General features: G+C 69.4%; 11 protein-coding genes, 1 other RNA gene and 1 pseudogene. 7 read left to right on the top strand and 6 right to left on the bottom strand.

Translation table 11 applies throughout. From position 1 onward, the window contains the following. Positions 1 to 164: 164 nt before the first annotated feature. The 3 genes from yaaA to FNH08_RS21165 are packed head-to-tail and all read right to left on the bottom strand — an operon-like array spanning position 165 to position 2,384. Positions 165 to 965 (bottom strand): peroxide stress protein YaaA, encoded by an 801-nt coding sequence (gene yaaA / locus FNH08_RS21175; RefSeq protein WP_152773066.1) that lies wholly within the window; start codon positions 963 to 965, stop codon positions 165 to 167. Positions 966 to 1,020: 55 nt separating this feature from the next. After that, positions 1,021 to 1,614 carry a hypothetical protein gene (locus FNH08_RS21170; protein WP_152773065.1) on the bottom strand — a complete coding sequence of 198 codons (594 nt, stop codon included), beginning with the start codon at positions 1,612 to 1,614 and terminating at the stop codon, positions 1,021 to 1,023. After that, positions 1,611 to 2,384 carry a MerR family transcriptional regulator gene (locus FNH08_RS21165; RefSeq protein ID WP_152773064.1) on the bottom strand — a complete coding sequence of 258 codons (774 nt, stop codon included), beginning with the start codon at positions 2,382 to 2,384 and terminating at the stop codon, positions 1,611 to 1,613. The genes FNH08_RS21170 and FNH08_RS21165 overlap by 4 nt, the downstream gene beginning before the upstream one ends. Positions 2,385 to 2,555: 171 nt before the next feature. Here FNH08_RS21165 and FNH08_RS21160 point away from each other — a divergent pair, with 171 nt between their 5' ends. The 4 genes and pseudogenes from FNH08_RS21160 (at position 2,556) to rnpB (ending at position 5,417) form a co-directional block, all read left to right on the top strand. Beyond that, complete coding sequence (locus FNH08_RS21160) at positions 2,556 to 3,134, top strand: Uma2 family endonuclease (protein ID WP_152773063.1); 579 nt, start codon at positions 2,556 to 2,558, stop codon at positions 3,132 to 3,134. A 59-nt stretch (positions 3,135 to 3,193) separates the two neighbouring features. Then, entirely contained in the window at positions 3,194 to 4,051 is an 858-nt protein-coding gene (locus tag FNH08_RS21155) for a helix-turn-helix domain-containing protein (protein WP_322725003.1), read from the top strand. A gap of 54 nt (positions 4,052 to 4,105) precedes the next feature. Then, positions 4,106 to 4,885: pseudogene (locus tag FNH08_RS54030) on the top strand (DMT family transporter); the annotation flags it as partial. Between the two features lie 115 nt (positions 4,886 to 5,000). Further along, an RNA gene (rnpB, locus tag FNH08_RS21145) (RNase P RNA component class A) lies at positions 5,001 to 5,417 on the top strand. A 284-nt stretch (positions 5,418 to 5,701) separates the two neighbouring features. Here rnpB and FNH08_RS21140 read toward each other — a convergent pair. Continuing rightward, positions 5,702 to 7,288, bottom strand: coding sequence for a CBS domain-containing protein (locus tag FNH08_RS21140; protein ID WP_194238559.1), 1,587 nt, complete (start codon positions 7,286 to 7,288; stop codon positions 5,702 to 5,704). Between the two features lie 229 nt (positions 7,289 to 7,517). Between FNH08_RS21140 and FNH08_RS21135 the strand changes: the two genes are divergently transcribed. From FNH08_RS21135 to FNH08_RS21125, 3 genes are all read left to right on the top strand, one after another. After that, positions 7,518 to 8,888 carry a serine/threonine-protein kinase gene (locus tag FNH08_RS21135; RefSeq protein WP_152773061.1) on the top strand — a complete coding sequence of 457 codons (1,371 nt, stop codon included), beginning with the start codon at positions 7,518 to 7,520 and terminating at the stop codon, positions 8,886 to 8,888. Between the two features lie 211 nt (positions 8,889 to 9,099). Then, on the top strand, positions 9,100 to 12,204 hold the full coding sequence (locus tag FNH08_RS21130; protein WP_228034260.1) for a DEAD/DEAH box helicase: 3,105 nt from the start codon (positions 9,100 to 9,102) through the stop codon (positions 12,202 to 12,204). Between the two features lie 43 nt (positions 12,205 to 12,247). Next, positions 12,248 to 17,746, top strand: a complete 5,499-nt coding sequence (locus tag FNH08_RS21125) for an Eco57I restriction-modification methylase domain-containing protein (protein WP_152773060.1) — start codon at positions 12,248 to 12,250, stop codon at positions 17,744 to 17,746. A 71-nt stretch (positions 17,747 to 17,817) separates the two neighbouring features. Here FNH08_RS21125 and FNH08_RS21120 read toward each other — a convergent pair whose 3' ends face one another. After that, the gene (locus tag FNH08_RS21120) at positions 17,818 to 18,033 is read right to left on the bottom strand and encodes a DUF397 domain-containing protein (RefSeq protein ID WP_152773059.1); all 216 of its coding nucleotides are present in this window, start codon (positions 18,031 to 18,033) and stop codon (positions 17,818 to 17,820) included. Continuing rightward, entirely contained in the window at positions 18,030 to 18,935 is a 906-nt protein-coding gene (locus tag FNH08_RS21115; protein WP_152773058.1) for a helix-turn-helix domain-containing protein, read from the bottom strand. Before FNH08_RS21115 ends, FNH08_RS21120 begins: the two co-directional genes overlap by 4 nt. Between the last annotated feature and the right edge of the window lie 154 nt (positions 18,936 to 19,089).

Raw genomic sequence — 19,089 nt, 5'->3', positions numbered from 1 at the left:
GGGCAGGGGCGAAGGCGAAGGCGAGGGCGAGGGCGAAGGCGAGGGCGAGGGCGAAGGCGAGGGCGAGGGCGAAGTCATGACGCCATCCTGCCCAGCAGCGGCAGCATGCGCAAAGGTCATTGCGCATGCTGCAACAGGTGATGCTCCTGAACCGTAGGCACCCCTCAGTGAATCTCCCTCACCACCACATCCAGCGCCCACGCCCTCCCCGCCCGCGCGGGCGCCTCCGCCTCCACCACGTACCCCAGGTCCCGCAACGCCTCGACGAGCTCAGCCGGGTCCTTGGGCGCCGCACCGGCCATCAGCAGGGACCGTACGATCCGGCCCTTGGTCGCCTTGTTGAAGTGGCTGACGACGGACCGCTTCTCGACGCCGTCCACGATCTGGGAGTGCAGCACGCGTACGGTCGCCGTCCGCCCCGCCACCTCACCCTTCGGCTTCCACGCGGCCGTATACGCCGACGAGCGCAGATCGAGGACGAGCCCGTCGCCGGCGGCCTCGGGCAACGCCGCCGCCATCGGCCCGCGCCAGTACGCGCCCAGCGCCCCGAGCCCGGGCAGTTTCACGCCCATCGAGCAGCGGTACGAGGGGATGCGGTCGGTCACGTGGACGGCGCCCCACAGACCGGAGAAGACCAGCAGCGAGCGCCCCGCCCGCCGCTTCGCCGCCGTGTCCAGGGACGCCAGGTCCAGCGCGTCGTACAGCACACCGGTGTAGATCTCCCCGGCGGGCCGCGCCCCCGCCGTCCGCAGCCCGACGTTCTTGGCGACCTCGTTGCGTAGACCTTCACTGAGCCCGAGCACCTCGCGCGCCTTGCCCTCATCGCCCGCGCACAGCTCGACCAGTTCACCGAGGACGGCCTCGCGCGCCTCCGTGAGCGCCGGCAGCGACAGCGACTCCAGCTTCACCGGGGCGCCGCGGCCGGAGGCGGCCTTGCCTTCGGAGGGCGGCAGCAGGACGAGCATGGTTCTCCTAGCAGTACGTACGGGGAGGGCTCGCGCCAGATTACGGGGTGCCCGTTCACGCCCGCGTGAGCGCCTGCCTCAGCTCGGCCACCAGGACATCCGGCTCGTCCGCGTGGAAACGCACCAGCCGTACGGTCCGTGGCCGCCCGAAGAAGGTCAGGTACGTGACGGGCTCGGCCAGTTCGACAGCGAGAGAGGTCTGCGCACCGACCACCAGATCGAGCTCGCCCTCGCGCTTCTCATGCGTCATACGAAACTCGCGGCGGACAGCGGCGACGGAGGCGAGAGGCACGCACACATCGACGGCGGCGAACCGGCGCAGCCGCAGGGCAGTGTCGCTGAGGACGTGGGGACGGGTCACGGAGGCCGCGTGCAGTCCCACGACGATCAGGATCGTGTAGAGATCGAGCACCAGAAAGACCTGGTGCAGCAGCGGAAACCCCCGCAACAACACGGACAACGCGATCGTCTCGACCACGCACACGAACCCGAAGCCGAACATCATGGCCCCCTGACCGCGCGCGTACCCGAACGCCCGTCGGCCCTCACCGACGCCATGGACCCGCCGCCCCACCCACCGCACGATGGCGGCGAGCAAAGCGAGTTCATGACGTACGAGGACGGAAGCGACGCGCACCCCGCCCCTCATCGGGCGCCCTCCAAGACGATCCGCAGCGCACGACGGACGACCTCGGCCTGGGCCGGCGCGAAGTCGGCGTAGAGGGCGCGCAGGAAACTGGCGTGCTCGTCGATGCCGTCGCTGTCCGGGACCAGCGCTTCGGGGATCGAGGCGGCGAGCGTCCGGGCAGCCTCCTCCACCCGTGGATCGTCAATGTCTGCGTCGGCGAGATCGTCCAGCAGCGCGTACACCCGCTTGGCCCGCTCCACCGCGCCCGGCACCTCGAACGCGGCCCGCAGCGATTCCAGCATCCTCTCCCGCTCCTCCGGAGGCGCCGCGGTCTCGATGAACGCGAGCACCTCGCGGTCCTTGGCGGCCATGGCGGACGCGTACCCCTCGCCGTCCCTCTCGGCCATCTCCCGGAACAGGGCGGCGAGTTCGGGAGAGACGGGCCCTTCGGCGGGCAGCCGCCCGCGCTCGGCGTCGTCCATGAGCGCGTGCAACCGTTCCCGCCGCTCACGTATCGCGACCTCCTGCCGTGCGAGATCCTCATCCAACTCGGCGAGCACCTCGGCAAGATCCCGCCCCGCGTCGTCCGCGAGCACGTCCCGCACCTCGGCGAGCCCGAGCCCCAGCTCGGTCAGCCGCCGGATCCGCGCGAGCACGACCGCGTGCCGCAGCGAGTAGTCCCGATACCCGTTCGACCGCCGCTCCGGCTCCGGCAACAGCCCCAGATGGTGGTAGTGCCGCACCGTCCGCGTGGTGACCCCCACGGCCGCGGCCAGTTCTCCGATCCGCATGCCCTCAGTAGAAACGTTGACGTTGCGGCAGGGTCAAGCGAGGGGCGCGCGGGGGCGAACCCTGACGCCGGCCGTGCTCGTGTGCCACGATCGAGGGTACGGTTCTCGATCTCACGGACAGGTGATCCGGCGATGTCCGATTCTGGCGAGCGACAGAAGGAGGGGCGTGACATGACTGCCATGGCCCATGAGCCGCTCACGCAGGAAGACGTCCTGCTGGAGGGCTTTCTCGCCCTGGACACCCCGGAGGGTTTCCGGGCCGAGTTGATCGAGGGAGAGATCGTTGTGACGCCGCCGCCGGACGGGGATCACGAGGACTACATCGGGCTGATCGTGAACCAGGTGATCAGACGGTCCCGGACCGACATGCAGTTCTCCGGGAACAAGGGCTTGAAGCTGCCGAGCGGGGGAGACTGTCCGAAGAACCACGCGATCCCGGACGGCACCTTCGCCCCCACGAAGCTGCGGCTCTACCGCGGCGCCGACTCCTGGATGCCCTGTGACGGCGTCGCCCTGGTCCTGGAAGTGACCTCGACCAAGCCCAAGGCCGACCGCGAGGCCAAACGCCGCTGCTACGCCCGCGGCGGCATCCCCCTCTACCTACTGGTCGACCGCGAGGCATCCTCGATCACGCTGTTCAGAGACCCGGAGAAGGACGACTACCGCGAGCACTGCACCCGCCCGCTCGGCAAGCCGCTAACCCTCCCGGAGCCCTTCGCCTTCGACCTGGAGACCTCGGACTTCCTCTGAGCCGTTCCCCGAGCCGCCGGGCGTAGCCTGGGGACGGCCGGTGGAAGGGGGCGCGGAGGGTGAGCGGACACATCGACAAGGTCGACAAGATCAACAAGGTCGACAAGGAACAAACCCACTGGACCCGTGCCACCCTCGGCCGCGACGGCGCCCCCCTCGACCTGCTGACCGCCCGCTTCTCCCGCCACCGGTACGCCCCGCACGCGCACGAAGAGTTCAGCGTAGGAATCTGCGTGACGGGCGCGTCGTTCATCGACTACCGCGGCGGCGGCATCCACGCGGGCCCGGGCGCGATCATCGTCCTGGCCCCCGGCGAGGCGCACACCGGAATCTCCGACCCGTACGGCTACGCGTACCGAGCCCTGTACCCGACCCCGTCCCTCCTCGCCGACGGCACGCTCACCGGCATCCCTCACTTCCACGACCCGGTGATCGACGACCCAGAACTGGCTGCTGCCCTTCACACCGCACACGCCGAACTCAGCGCCTGCCCCGACCCGTTGGAGACGGAATCCCGCCTCCCCTGGCTGCTCACGGCCCTGGCCCGCCGCCACTCCACAGCCCGCCCGGCCCCGGACACGATCCCCGGCGCGGGCACCCTCGCCCGCGCCGTACGCGACCGCCTCGCCGACGAACTCCTCGCCCCACCCTCCCTGGCCGACCTCGCCGCCGACCTGGGCCTGTCCCGCTACCAACTCCTGCGCGCCTTCCGTACGACGACGGGGATGCCCCCATACGCCTGGCTCGCCCAGTACCGCGTCACCCGGGCCCGCACCCTCCTGGAGGCGGGCGGACGCCCCGCGGAGGTGGCCGCCCAGGTGGGCTTCGCGGACCAGGCACACATGACGAGGTGGTTCAGGCGGGTACTGGGGGTGACACCGGCGGCGTACAGCAGGGGGGTGCGCGCGAACCCGTAGGGACGTGCAACAGCGTTCAAGACACGACCCGACGCCCCACCCGAAACTCACCCCATGACCGCACGAGGCTGGGCCCTTTTCTCTCTCATGGGAGTCCTCTGGGGCATCCCCTACCTGATGATCAAGGTGGCGGTGGACGCGGTGTCCCCGTCGATGGTGGTGTTCACGCGCTGCGCGCTGGGGGCGGCGCTCCTGCTCCCCTTCGCCCTACGCCAAGGAGGACTGGCCCGAACACTGAGGACCCACTGGCGCCCCATGCTCGCCTTCTCCATCATCGAGATCATCGGCCCCTGGTGGACCCTGACCGACGCCGAACGCCACCTCTCCAGCTCCACAGCGGGCCTGCTGATCGCGGGCGTACCGATAGTCGGCGTGATCCTGGCCCGCTTCTTCGGCGACACGGAGAGGCTGGGCGCGCGCAGGATGGTGGGCCTGACCCTGGGCCTGGCCGGAGTAGCGGTCCTCACGGCCCCGCACCTGACCGGCGGCGACACCCGCTCCCTGGCGGAGGTAGGGGTAACGGTCCTGGGCTACGCCACGGCCCCTCTGATCATCGCCCGCCACCTCCAACAGGTCCCCACACTCCAGCTGATCGCCCCGACGCTCGCCCTGGCGGCCCTGGTCTACGCCCCCGCGGCAGCGGCGACATGGCCGACGGAGATGCCGTCAGGGCCGGTATTGGCCTCTCTCCTCGCCCTGGGAGTGATCTGCACGGCACTGGCGTTCGTAGCCTTCCTGGAACTGATCAGGGAGGCGGGCCCGACCCGAGCCACGGTCTTCACGTACGTCAACCCGGCGGTGGCGGTAGCGGCGGGCGCGCTGTTCCTGGACGAACAGCTCACGGCCACGGTCCTGGCCTCCTTCACCCTGATCCTGGCGGGCTCGCTCCTGGCCACGGCGGCTGCGCCGAAGACCGCTGGGCGCCCGGTAACATGGTCGACACGGCAGACGAGCCGGGCGGACGGCCGCGTGGAGTCCCCCTGACGGGGAGCTCCCCGAGGAACGTCCGGGCTCCACAGGGCAGGGTGATGGCTAACGGCCACCCGGGGTGACCCGCGGGACAGTGCCACAGAAAGCAAACCGCCGGGGACCTCGGTCCTCGGTAAGGGTGAAACGGTGGTGTAAGAGACCACCAGTGCCCAGGGCGACCTGGGCAGCTAGGTAAACCCCACCCGGAGCAAGGTCAAGAGGAGCCGCCTCTTCGAAAGAAGGGCGTCTCTGCGCGGACGATCGAGGGCTGCCCGCCCAAGTCCGCGGGTAGACCGCACGAGGCCGGCGGCAACGCCGGCCCTAGATGGATGGCCGTCGCTCCGGGGTTCGCGAGGACCCCGGAGAACAGAACCCGGCGTACAGCCCGACTCGTCTGCCCTTGGGGTACTGGCCTGGTCTCATGGCTGGGCGGGGACCCTTATGTGTTGGGGGCAGGAAAGCTGGCGGTCTTCAGTAGGCGCGGCCGCTGCCCTCCGGAAGTGGCTGGTGTACGAGCCATTCGGCCGCCGCGAAAGGCTACCCTCTGCCCCTGTCGCATCCGCGGTACCTGTGGAAGGCCAGGTACCGCTGCCGGGCGCGGTGTCCGCAGCGGCGTGATCGACAGCCTGCGAATGTTCAGGGACGATGCCGTCTGCAGTCGGCAAACTCTGCGGCCTGCGGTCAGCCCTGCGGATCCAACGACCGCAGCAGCTCCAGCAGCCCTTGCGCGGGGAGCAGTTGATCCTCGGTCACGGGGTCCGGGCTGAAGTGCATCAGATCGTTCCGGAAGTTGCGGCACTCCTCAAGCGCTGCGAGGAAGTACTCCTGGTCTATGGCCCACCCCAGTGCAGCCCAGTTCTCGGGAACCCTGAGCAGGTGCTTGTACGCCCCGAAGGTCAGGTTGGCAGCGGAGAGCACCTCGGACGCGCGCCCCCGTGGAACCACCGCGCGGATTCGATCGAGCGGGATGCATCGGTCGACGACCTGGCGGAGGCGCTGCTCGATCTCCTCGACCAGGACGAAGGGGCGCACCCGGGTGCCGAACTGGACCGTCAGGTCGGACGCGGTGACGAGACCACAAACTCTGTGGTCGTGGTCGCGTACCACGACGAAACCGAACTGCTGGATGGTCCCGACCCAGTCGAGCAGGTCGTCCGAGCGGTCGGCCTCCTGTCCCCTGACCGTCGCGGCCTCCAGCCCGGCACCGGGATCGGCCATCCGCGCGCGACCGATCGACTCCCAGCTGACGACACCGCGCAGCCGTCCATCCGCGTCGAGGACGGGAAGCTGACTGTAGCCGCGCAGCACCATGATGGTCATAGCGGTGCTGGTGCTGTCCCCGACCCGTACGCATTCGGGCATGCGGTTCGCGGAGTCGAGGTTGCTCACCCGGTACGCGACGGTCTCCGCCTCCGTCTCCTCGTCCTGGAGGAGACCGGCGGCCTGTGCCGCGCTCTGTGCTTCGACCGAAAGCCCCGCGGTCCCCGAGAGCCGGGTGACGGCGCTGCTCCCCGTCGGGTCCGGCTCGGCGCCGCCTGCGAGCACCGCGATCCGGCTGTCCAGGGTGCCTTCCGTGAAGGGCGGCACGGTGACCAGACCGCGCGCTTCGAGATCGTCCTTGATCAGCGCGGTGTCTGCCGGGTACCGGCGCTGAACGCCCCAGATCGCGAGAAAGTCGCGGATGGACAGGGTGAGCGGCTCGTCGGCGCTGCGCCGTCGCACCTCCTCGTGCAGCTTGGCGGGCTCGGTCAGAGTGGCGGCGAACTCGTCGGCGTCGGGGCGCCCGGGGTCGGGCTTGCCCTCGGCCAGGGTGGCCACACGCTCCGCTGCCCCGAACCGGCTCAGCTCGAAGACGGTCAGCAGGGAGCCCATACTGTCCAGGAGGTCGGACTGGATCGACTGCCGGTCGATGTCGGTGACGAGCCAGTCCACGCGCCGGACATGGCGCATTCCGTCGGCGGTCTCCGAACGGTACTCGTAGGCGCCCGCCACTCGGCCGATGGCCACGAGCAAGGACTTCAGAGGCAGGACGACGAGGTCTCCGGGCTGGATCTCATGGACGAAGCGGTAGAGCTGGCCTGTCCAGTTCCCGACCGCGTACGGACCCTCGTCGGGATACGCGGCGGCCACAGCCGCCCTGAGATCGTCACGTGAGACGGTGTGGGTGAGATCGCCGAGGCCGAGCCATCCGGCGAGGAGGACACCTTGTCCCAGGGCGGCTTCTTCCCGCTCGCCGTTCTCGCCCGCCCGTACCACCCAGGCCCGCATCCGGCCCCTCCCCGAAAGAACATGACGTATGCACATGACACGTGATCGCGTACGGTGACCGTACAGCACCGTGTGTTCAACCACTTCTGAAATCCGGCCACTTGAAAGACCAGGGGCGCGCTGATCGTCGCTGGCAGGTCCACGCCGGAACGCAGCCCCGTAAACTGATCGACAGCACTGAGGCCACGGTGACGATCGTGACAAGAGCGTGGGGGATTCGAAAGCGCCGATGAAGCCGCTGGACACCAACAAAGACCCGCAGGTGCTGGGCCCCTTCGAGATGCTCGCCCGGCTCGGAGAGGGCGGCATGGGCGTGGCGTACTTGGCCCGCCGGATTCCGCTGGACGGCTTCACGGACGAGGACGCCGCGGCCTATCAGCTGGTCGAGGCGGATGCGGGCATGGATGCCGCCGAGCCGCGGCTCGTGGTGGTCAAGATGATCAAGCCGGAGCTGTTGGACGGCGAGCCGCAGGCTCGCGAGCGGTTCGCCCGGGAGATCGACGCCGTCGGTGCCGTCGTCAGTGAGCGGGTTCCGGCGCTCATCGCCTGGGCCCCGGACGCCGAGTGGCCGTGGTTCGCCATGGACTACGTCGCTGGTCCTTCCCTGCACACCATGGTCACGGGCTCAGGTCCCCTCGGTGTCGGTCCCTATGCGGCGCTCGGCCTGGCCCTGGTGGATGCCCTTCGCGTGATCCATGGCGCCGGTCTGCTGCATCGCGACCTGAAGCCGAGCAATGTCGTCCTCGGGCCGGACGGCCCCGTGGTGCTGGACTTCGGACTCGCGGTGCTCGCCGAGCGGCAGTCCAGCCAGGCACTGACCGCGTCGAATGTCGGGATCGGCACCCTCGACTACATGCCCCTCGAACAGCGGACGGACGCCAAGCACGTCAAGGAACCCGCAGATGTGTACGCGCTCGGTGCCACCCTCTTCTTCGCGCTGACGGGTCGGCCGCCCTATCCCCATGGGCCTCTCACGACGGGGCCGACGAACTGGGATGGTGTCGACTCGGCGTTCATAGGGCTGCTCGCCCAGATCCTCGTTCCCTATCCGGTGCAGCGTCCGAAACTCGACGCGGTGGAGGCGAACGTGAAGGCATTGCTCGCCGCGTCCGATCTGACACCTGAGCTCGCGGCCGAGCAGCTCGCGACGCTGGTCGCGGAGTCCGGCCTGACCCCGAAGCTGCCTGCCGCCGCGCTCGCCGACCAGGCCAGTCCGGCCGTACAGGAGCTGGCCCAGAAGGCAGTCGACGCGGGCGCCGCACCCGATGCGCCCTGGGCCGACGGTGGCGCGGCTGACGACTCCCCGGGTTTCTACGGTCTCGTCGACACCGAGGAGATCGAACTGGCCCAGGAGGCGGCCGTCGCTCCTCCCCAGGACCCCACGCCGACGCCCGCGGACGAGCGGCCCGCGGAACCACCGGCGGCCCCCTCGGCGCCGCTTCCGGCTCCTGCCGAGCCCACGAGCTACCGCCTGCAGCTCCCAGAGCCACCGGAGCCGGAGGCGCCACCACCGGCGCCCGTCCCGCAAGGCGCCCCCAAGGCGGCACTGCGCGTCGCCGAGCGACTGCGCGAGGCGTACGCCCACCGCGGGGACCTGTGACGCACGGGCGGTGAGGTCCGGTGGAGGCCGCACATCGGCCCCCGAATACCACCCGTTGCCGCCTTGCCCAGGATGGTCCCGCTTCACCTCACAGAGCCCTACGCTTCAGAGGGACCCCGCACAGCGGCGGCACCACCCACAGTGCCGGTCCCGCCACCGCGGCAGGGACCCCGTACGACCGACTGGTATGCCCCGAAAGGATCCACCCCTCATGCCCGACGCAATGCCCGGCAGCCCCGAGGCCCGCCCTGCCTCGCAGCCCGCGCCGGAGCCCGAGGGAATCCCGCCCGTCGGTTCGGTGATCGAGGTGCGGGACGAGGAGTGGATGGTCCGCAACAGGAAGCGGCTGCCGCGACCCGGCGAGTTCGTGATCGAAGCCATCGGAGCCTCCGACCTGGTGCGCGGTCAGGAGGCCCGCTTCCTCGTGCCCGCGCTGGACCGGCCCCGCATTCTGCGTCCCGAGGACACCAAGCTCCTCGCCGACGGCTCGCCCCACTTCCGTCGCAGCCGCCTCTTCCTGGAGGCCGTCCTGCGCAAGACGCCGCTCCCGCAGCGGGAACGCCGGCTGGCGCTGGCCGACGGCTTCCTCCTCGACCGCATGGACTACCAGCTGCGGCCCGCCGCGAAGGCGCTGGTCAATCCGCTGCGCCCGCGGCTTCTGATCGGTGACGTGGTCGGCCTGGGCAAGACCCTGGAGATCGGCGTGCTGCTCGGCGAGCTGATCCGGCGCGGCCGGGGCGAACGCATCCTGGTCGTCACGCCCGCCCCTGTCCTCGAACAGTTCCAGCACGAGATGTGGACCCGTTTCTCGCTGCCGCTGGTACGGCTCGACAGCGCCGGAATCGCCCGGATCGAGCGGAAGATCCCGGCGGGCCGCAACCCGTTCACGTACTACAAGCGCGTGATCATCTCCATGGACACCCTGAAGAACCCCCGGCGCTACCGCCCGTGGCTGGAGCACATCCACTGGGACGCCGTGGTCATCGACGAGTCCCACAACCTCATCAACCAGGGCAGCGACCGCCGTGCGCTCGCCGACCTGCTCGCCGAGCGCAGCGACGCGCTGATCCTGGCGAGCGCGACCCCGCACAACGGCGACATGCCGGCCTTCACCGGACTGGTCCGCCTCCTCGACCCCATGGCGGTCAAGGACCCGCGCGACCCGAAGCCGGACGAGCTGAAGCACCTGATGCTGCGCCGCACCAAGGTCAGCGCCGAGGTGGCGGAGCAGCTCAAGGCCCACTGGGCACCCCGCGGCGGCTCCCGCCCGGTGCGCTGCCAGGCCAACGCGCTGGAGGAGCAGGTCTTCCAGGAGCTCGCCGAGCACTGGCTGACCCGGCCGGACCAGAGGGTCGGCGCGGAGGACCGTCTCTTCCCGTACGTCCTGCTGAAGTCCTTCCTCTCCTCCCACCGCGCCCTCTTCGTCACCGCCCGCAAACGACTGGCCGGGACGGGACACCTCCTCCCCGAGAAGCACACGATCACCGACGAGTCCTTGGCCGGCACCGAGACGCGGACGCCCGAGGCGGCCTCTCTCCTGCGTTTGATGGAGCTGGCCCGCGCCATCGAGCGGTCGTCGGCGGAGGCCGACGGGCTGACCGCCACCTCCAAGCTGGCGGGCCTGGTCGAGGAGCTGGACCGCATCGGCCTGAAGGCGGGTAGCTCCACCCGCGCGGTCGTCTTCTCCGAGCGCCACGAGACCCTCGACTGGCTGGGCAAGGTGCTGCCGCCGCTGCTCGGCTGGAAGGACGAGGACGACGCGAAGGCCGCGGTCAAGGTCCTGCACAGCTCCGGGATCTCCGACCGGGTCCAGATGGAGTACGTCGACGAGTTCGCCCGCGCGGGCAGCGACGTCCGGCTGCTGCTCACGGGTGACGGCGCCTCCGAGGGCGTCAACCTGCACCGCCAGTGCCACCACCTGATCCACTGGGATCTGCCCTGGAGCCTGATCAGGGTGGAGCAGCGCAACGGTCGCATCGACCGTTACGGCCAGACCAGGCCGCCCGAGTTCCGCGCGATGATCCTGGAGTCGGCCGTTGAGGGTGCGCTCGACGACACGGACATCGCTGAGAAGGTGCTCGCGCGCGAGGAACGGGTCCACACGATCCTCGGCGCGGTGGAGGCCGCGACGAAGGAGAACGACGGGGCGCTGGAGGAGAAGCGCGTCATGGAGGCGCTGCTCAGGGGCGAGGCGCCGCAGCAGGCCGTGGCGGATCTGGAGGCCGTCGACCTGCGTGACGGAGAGACTCCCGTGGACCTGCCGCTCGTCCAGCAGCTGAACGCGGAATTCGGCACCGACGGCGATTCCTACGACGACTCCGGCTTCGGCTTCGACCTGGACTACGAGGAGGAGGCCGCTTTCGCGTTCGACGACGAGCCGGAAGACGCCGAGGCCCCGGCGACACAGGACGACGATCACCGAGCAACGGACGGAGGCACCGCTCCCCTCCGCTTCGCCGAGGAACTGCGCCTGTTCACCGACCGCCGCGACTACGTCCTCGCCGGCCTGGAGGAACTCGCGGACCTGGAGGCGTTTCGTCTGGACACCACCGTGGACGGCACCGACCTGAGCTTCGACACCCCGGAGGACCTCGCCGACCGGCTCGACGTCCTCCCCGCCGGCTACCTCCGTGACCACGGCATCACCCGCCGCATGAAGCTCACCTTCAGCAAGGAGGACGCGGCCGACTCCCTGCGCCGGGCCCGCGAGGAAGCCGACTCGACGTCGCTGTGGCCCGACGCCCACTACGTCGGCGAGCTGCACCCCGTCCTGGAGTGGATCACCGACAAGGTCCTGGTCCAGTTGGGCCGACAGCAGGCGCCGGTGATCCAGGTGGACCGCGCCCGGGTACCGGAGCCGGTGTTCCTCACGCAGGGCGTCTGGTCCAACCAGGACGGCCGCCCCACCGTGGTGGCCTGGCTCGCCGTCGACCGGCTGGACCGGCCCGGACAGGAGCCCCGGGTACGGGAGTTGACCCGCCCGCTGCTGGCCGAGCTGGGCCTGGGCCCGGACATGCCGGACCACTTCGCCCAGGGCGACCTGACCGAACTCCAGCAGCAGGTACCGGCGGCCGTGGACGCCACCCGCCGGGAGATGGAACGCCGACGCACCGAGGCGGACGAACACATCGACCGCCCTCTGCGGGAGTACGAGGAGAGCGTCGGCCGCTGGCTCGAACAGCCGCTGCCCGGCTTCAGCGGCGGACGCACCGCCCGTGAGCGGGCCGCCGAGAAGCTCGAAGAGGCCGCGACCCGGCTGCGCACGACCGGCGACCCGATGGTCCGCGTCCTGGCGGTACTGGAGCCGAGCGCATGACCATCCGATCCACCACTGAAGCGATCCGGCAGGAGCAGCCAGCGTGAAGTTCGACGCTCTGATCAACGAGGGTGACTACTTTCCGCCCTTCTACCTGGACGAGATCCTGCCCAAGCAGCTCAAGACGGGCCGCCTGAAAGAGTGGACGGCCGAGGAGCGCCAGGGCAGGCCCACGCCCCGGCAGGGACTGCGGGACCTCACCCAGCCCTACTTCGACGTGCGGCTCACGGTGGGCGGCGAGGCCGGGAAGTACAACCTCCTGCCCGACCCGGAGGCGGCAGCCGCCCAGCAGAAGGCGGCCGAGGTACTGAAGGCGCACACCGGCACGGACCATCCGCCCGCCTTCCAGCCCGCTCCCCAACAGCGTGCCTACGGCGACAGCCCGGAGGAGGCGTGGCGAGCGGGCCTGGACGCCTGGCACGTACGCGTACTGCGTGCCCTCGGTTTCACCCCGCGCCCCGGACATCTCACCGTGCACAGCGCCGCCGCGGGCCCGGTCGCGGTATCCGTGGCCCACAGCGAGCCCGGCGTCGCGGTCCTGACCGGCGGGTTCGCGTACGACATCGCCGCCACCCGCGGCGACGGCTCGGCCAACCGCCTGGCCGCCCCCGTCCGTGTGGCCTCCGGCAAGACCCTCACCACGGTCACGGACCTCGCGGCCTGGCTGCTCGCCGCCGATGACGCGCCCCGCTACGCGCTGCTCCTGTTCGGCGGGATCATGATTCTCGCCGACCGGGAGAACTACGCGCGCGGTCGCCATCTGGCGGTCAGCCTGGAGGTCGCGCTGCCCCGCAAGGGCGTCAAGGGCGCGAGCGCCGGTGAACTCGACGTGATCGCCGCGCTGTTTGGTGCCCAGTCGCTGCGCCCGGCCGAGAACGGCGGGGACGACGACATCGCCCGGCTCGTGACGGAGTCCCGTGACCACTCCGTCGGAGTGACCGGCGACCTGCGCGAGGGCCTGAAGAAGTCGGTCCAGCTGATCGCCAACGAGGTCCTGGAGCTCGCGGGCAACCAGGAAGTCAAGCCCGCCGATCTCCCCGAGTGGCTCCCGGACGCCCTGGCTGAGCCCCGCGCTCTGCCGCGCCTGCTCACCAAGGAGTCGCTGCGCTACCTCTACCGCATCCTGTTCCTGCTCTACGCCGAAGCCCGCCCCGAACTCGACATCCTCCCGATGAAGAGCGACGAGTACGTCCGCGGCTACAGCGTGGCCCGCCTGCGCGAACTGGCGGTCCAGGAGAAGCTGTCCAGCACCTCCCGCGACCGCCACCACTTCCACGACTCCCTGGCCCTGCTGTTCGAGAAGGTCTTCACCGGCCACCCCGTCGCCGACACGGTCACCTCCCGTGAGGCCTTCCACAAGGTGGACGCCGAGGCGCCGGAACTGATCGAGGACGACGGCTACGAAGGACTGCGCATCGAGGCCCTGCGCTCCCGCCTCTTCGACCCCACCTCGATAGAGCTCGTCGACCAGGTGATCACGCACCCCGACGACAGCGCCCGCCGGCTCGACCTGCGCCTGCGCAACAAGGTCCTGCACCAGGTGCTGCGCAACCTGACCGTCGTCGAGGGGCGCGGCCGTGGTGGGCGCGGCGGGTTCATCTCGTACGCGAACCTGAGCCTCAACCAGCTCGGGGCGGTGTACGAGGGGCTGATGTCCTACCACGGGTTCATCGCCGACGAGGAGCCGCTGTACGAGGTGGCCAAGGGCGGTGATCCGAGCGGTGGCTCCTGGCTGATCAGGACGAGCCAGGTCCGCTCGGGGCGTTACCCGGGCGGCCGGGACGACAGCGTCTTTGTGAACACGGAGCTGAACCCCGAGACGAACGAGCGTGTGCCGTTCCCGCACAAGGTCGACTCCTACGTCTACCGTATGGCCGGCCGCGACCGTCAGACCAGCGCCTCCTACTACACCCCCGAGTCCCTCACCCGTGCCACAGTCGAACAGACCCTGCGCTTCCGGCTCGACGAGGACGGCAAGGTCGACCCCAAGGACCCGGAGAACGCCTGGGTCAACGCGGCCGACGTCCTGAAGTGGCGCGTCTGCGAGCCGGCCCTGGGCTCCGGCGCGTTCCTCAACGAGGCCGTCAACCAGCTCGCCGAGCTGTACCTGCGGCTCGCTCAGCGTGAGCGGGGCATGGAGATCGACCCCGAGGACTACCAGCGTGAGCTGCAGAAGGCGAAGGCGTACATCGCCCTGCACAACGCGTACGGCGTGGACCTGAGCGAGATGGCGGTCGAGATCGCCGAGATCTCCCTGTGGCTGAACACCATGTACCGGGGCATGAAGGCGCCTTGGTACGGCCTCCACCTGCACCGGGGCAACTCACTGGTCGGGGCGGCGCGGAAGGTGTATCCCGGGCACAGTCTGAAGCACGGCGGCTGGCTGACGACGAAGGAGCCGCAGCGGCCCCGGCACGTTCCGCTGGGCGAGAAGCTGAAGGGCCGTGAGGTCCACCAGTTCCTGCTGCCAGCGATGGGGTGGGGGTCCATCGGCGAGAAGGTGTCCGTGCGGACCCTGAAGAAGGGCACCTCGGAGGAGACGGTGAAGGCCGTGGTCGACGGGGACGTCGTCGACTGGCTGGCGCCCGAGTTGGTCGAGGCCATGCGCAAGTGGCGTTCGGCGATGCGGAGGAAGCCGAAGGGGGAGCAGCCCAAGGGGTCCGGGACGAAGAAGAAGGCCGCTCCGGCAGCTGAGGTACTGGCGGAGGAACTGGCCAAGCAGGACGCCAGGTTGGGGCAGGCGGCTTTCGATCTCGGGCTGGACATCTGGGAGCAGCCGTCGTTGGGCTTCGGGTCAGTGGACGCTGGCGGGGGTGCGGCACGCCCCAGGCCCGTGTCGCGGCCTGAGGTGGACGAGGACGCGGGGGAGCCGGGTGAGAAGACGCAGACCGGGCGCCTGATGAGGCTGGCTCGGCGGGTGGAGTTCCTGTGGGAGCTGGTCGAGCTGCGGCTCAAGCTCTCCGAGCAGGAGATCTCCCGGCATGTGGATGTGTGGGGTGCGCCGTCCGTGGCCCCGGACGGCGAGGGCCGTGCGCCGATGGACCGGGACGCCGTGGTGAAGGCGCTGCATCGCAAGGGCAGGCCCTACTGGCGGCTCAAGCAGGTCATGGACGCCTGGTGCGCACTGTGGTTCTGGCCGCTGGAGGACATCGGGCTGCTGGACGGATCGGACGACTTCGAGTACCGGCCGGGCGGCGAGGACCGGACGGCGCTCCCGAAGGACAGCTCTCGGCGACGGGTTCCTCTCCGGTCCCTGGACGACTGGCTGGAGTTCGCCGAGGCCGTGCTCGGGCGGGTGGACATCGACACGGGGGAGGGGAAGCAGGCCGCGCTGTGGTCGTTCGAGGGCGTCAAGCACCTTGATCAACTGGACCCCAAGGAGCGCGAACTCGACGACAGGTTGACTGAGGAGACGGTGTGGGCCAAGCCGGACGACCTCGGGTACACGTTCCCCTGGTACGAGAAGGTGAAGCAGATCGCCGAGGACCGGGGGTTCTTCCACTGGGAGTTGGACTTCGCGCATGTGTTCGCGGAGGGCGGGTTCGACTTGATGGTGGGGAATCCGCCGTGGGTGCGGCAGGAGTGGGACGAGAACGGGGTCCTCGCCGAGATCGAGCCGTGGTTCGTGCTGGGCGGCAAGGAAGCCGAGGCCAACCGGGAAGAGAACGTGGCCATGGCACTGGCCAGGTCTCAGCACCGGTCGTTCTATTTGGACGAGTTGGGGATCGTGGCGGGGGTTTCGGAGTTCCTGTCATCGGCGGATACGTATCCGGAGCTGGTGGGGACGCGGCCGGACATGTATCGAGCGTTCATGTTGTTGGGGTGGAGGGCTGTTGGGGAGCGGGGGATTGCGGGGCTGATCCATCCGTCCACGCACCTGACGGGCGCGAAAGAGGGGGTGCTGCGGGGGGCTGCTTATCGGCACCTGCGGGTGCACGCGGACTTCGTCAACGCCAAGTTGCTCTTTGCCCCTCCGGTGAGCGACACGACGCACTTCAGCGTCAATGTGTACGGCAAGAGCCAGGAAGACATCCGTTTCCAGCACCTGAGTTGGCTCTTTCATCCGCTGGTGCTCGCTCAGTCCGTACGCCACGACGGCAGCGGTGAGCCCCCAGGCATCAAGTACCGCGGCACATGGGACATGCGGGCGCACCAGAGCCGCGTCGTGACGGTGGACCGCGAGACACTCGCCCAGTGGCGTGGTCTGGCGGGTGATGAGAAGCCACCGCCGGTCCATGAGACCAAGCTGCTGTACCCCGTGACACAAGCCGAGGAGGCGGCCATCGCGGTGCTCGCGAAGTGGCCACACCGGCTGGGCTCCATGACCCCGCGTATCAGTGGCGGCTTCAACGAGAAGACGGATCGTACTGCGGGCTACTTCACTTGGGACTCTGGTCCGGCCGACGCCTGGAGCGACGTGATCCTTCAGGGGCCGTTCATCGGCATCGCAACGGCCTTCGCCAAACGGCCGATCGAGGGCGCTCGTACTTCGCTCCAGGTGGAGCCCTGGGACCACCTGAACCTGGCGGTGGACGCGGTACCGCGTACGAACTACCGCCGCTCCGCGTCCTGTTCGCCGACGGACTACTACGCGGGTCTCGCCCGGCGCACCTGGACCGATGCGGAGCTACTCGACGACCTGCGCAGCGACGAGCGAGTGACGGACGTCCTCCAGGAACTCACCGACGACGAGGACGAGCGGCGGGCGTTGCTATGGAGCTGGGCCAGCCGTCCGTACTCGCGGTTCTATCGGTTGGCCTGGCGCCGACAGATCGCGTCCAACACAGAACGAAGCCTCTTCGCAGCCCTCATCCCGCCGGGACCGGCACACGTGCACATGATGCACAGCGCTGTGCTGGACACCAGCCGAGAGACCGCGCTGACTGCGGGCTTCTGGGCGTCGTTGCCGCTGGACTACTTCCTGCGGGCCACCGGCCGCTCGGACCTCCAGAAGGGCGAGGCCGCGGTCATGCCCGCCCCAACTGCAGCCCACCCTCTGGAGGGGGCTCTCCTCCTCCGTACCCTCCGTCTCAACTGTCAGACCAATGACTACGCCCGCCTCTGGGAGGAGCTCTATGATTCCGGCTGGGAACAGGACAGCTGGGCCGCCTCCGCTTGTTGGCCCGAGGCCACACCCCCGCTCGCCGAAGGCGTAACCCGCACCTGGACCCGCGACACCCCTCTCCGCCCTGAGTTCGCCCGCCGTGCGGCCCTCGTGGAGATCGACGCCCTCGTCGCGGTCTGGCTCGGCATCAGCGCCGACGAACTGGTGGCCATGTATGACGCCCGCTTCCCCGTACTCCAGCAGTACGAGGAGAACATGTGGTTCGACGCGACGGGCCGCCGCATCGCGAAGGCACACCAGCAGCACGGCTACGGCCAGCCCAAGGACGCCTGGAAGCAGCTGAGTTCACCGGAGGATTTCCCGAACGAGGCCAAGGTCCCGGACGGTTACACCGGCCCCCTCTACCGGGCCCACCGCAAGGCCGAGATGCGCGCCGCCCACGACGAGTTCACCCGTCGCCTGCGCGAGGTCGGCTGACCAGGCACCCCGCAAGACGAGAGCCCTGCCGTCCGAAAGGAACCGGCAGGGCTCTCGCACACGTACGACCGTCAGAAACCCCGCTCCGACGAGGCCAACCCGACGAACCCCGCCCAAGCCTCACGCGACACCGTGAGCATGGGCCCGGCCACGGCCTTGGAGTCCCGGACGTGCACAGCGGTCTTGGCAGCCGCGACCTCCACGCACTCGCCGCCCTCGGTTCCGCTGTAGCTGCTCTTGAACCAGGCGAGGCCGGATGCGACGGTCGTGGACTCAGCGTTGTTCATAGCGATCCCAGCAACCCTTCGATGAACTCCAGTGACTCTCGCGGAGTGAGAGCCTGTGATCGGATGATCCCATAGCGGGCGGCGGCGAGAGCCGCCTGTTCCGGGTCGGTCTCAAGAGTGCTGGAGGCGTGCGTCTCGGCGTACACGAACTTCTTGCCGTCCTTCCGCGTGACGACCGTGAACGGCCCGTTCACGCCCGCGTTGTCCTCGCAGTCGATAGGCATGACCTGGATCTCGACGTCGGGCTTCTGGCCGATCAGGAGCAGATGTTCCAACTGCCCCCGCAGAACGCCCTTTCCGCCGTATCGGTGTCGCAGCACCGCTTCCGTGATGACGAAGCTCAGCAGTGGCCCAGGGGAGCGGTCGAAGATCTCCTGGCGGGCAAGGCGCGCCGTAACCCGCTGCTCAATGGTCTCTTGGTCCAGAGCCGGACGTCGCATGGCGAGCAGCGCTCGCATGTACTCCTCGGTCTGGACCAGGCCGTTGAACACAAGCGCGCTGTACGACAGCAGCTCAATGGCCTCCTTCTCCAAGGCCGCCATCCCCTGAAAGAACACCGGATACTGAGCCTTCTCCACCTCCTCCTTCCACACGCTCAGCAGCCCAGTCGCCCCCAGCACCTCATCCGCCCGATCGATCGTCCGAGGCGACGGAACCCTCCGTCCCTGCTCGTACGACGCGACCGTCGACGCCGAGTACCCGATCCGCTTCCCGAAGGCCTCCCGGTCCAGCCCCGCCCGCACTCGAAGCGTCTTCATGTTCTGCCCGAACGCGGTGACCACGCCTCTCCCGGCCTCGTCCTCCGGCCGCAGCCCGCCCCCGTCATCGCTGTCCCAGCCGTCCCCGACGTTCACGGCCGCCTCTACGCCCGGAACGGCCTCCGCACCCGTACGCTCGGTCATCAACTACCGCCTCCCCGGCTCAACGCCCGCTCCCCGGCCGCCGTAACGCCGCGCGCCTCGTACCCGTACCGACACCGCGCGTACAAGCAGTACACGCGGTGCGTCACCACTGGTCACGCTACGCCACCACGAGGACCGTGGTGACCATGACGAC

The organism is Streptomyces spongiae (genome assembly GCF_009377185.1).
Lineage (GTDB): Bacteria > Actinomycetota > Actinomycetes > Streptomycetales > Streptomycetaceae > Streptomyces > Streptomyces spongiae.
Note: the sequence above shows the minus strand (reverse complement) of the source record. Positions and strands in the feature narration are given on the sequence as shown.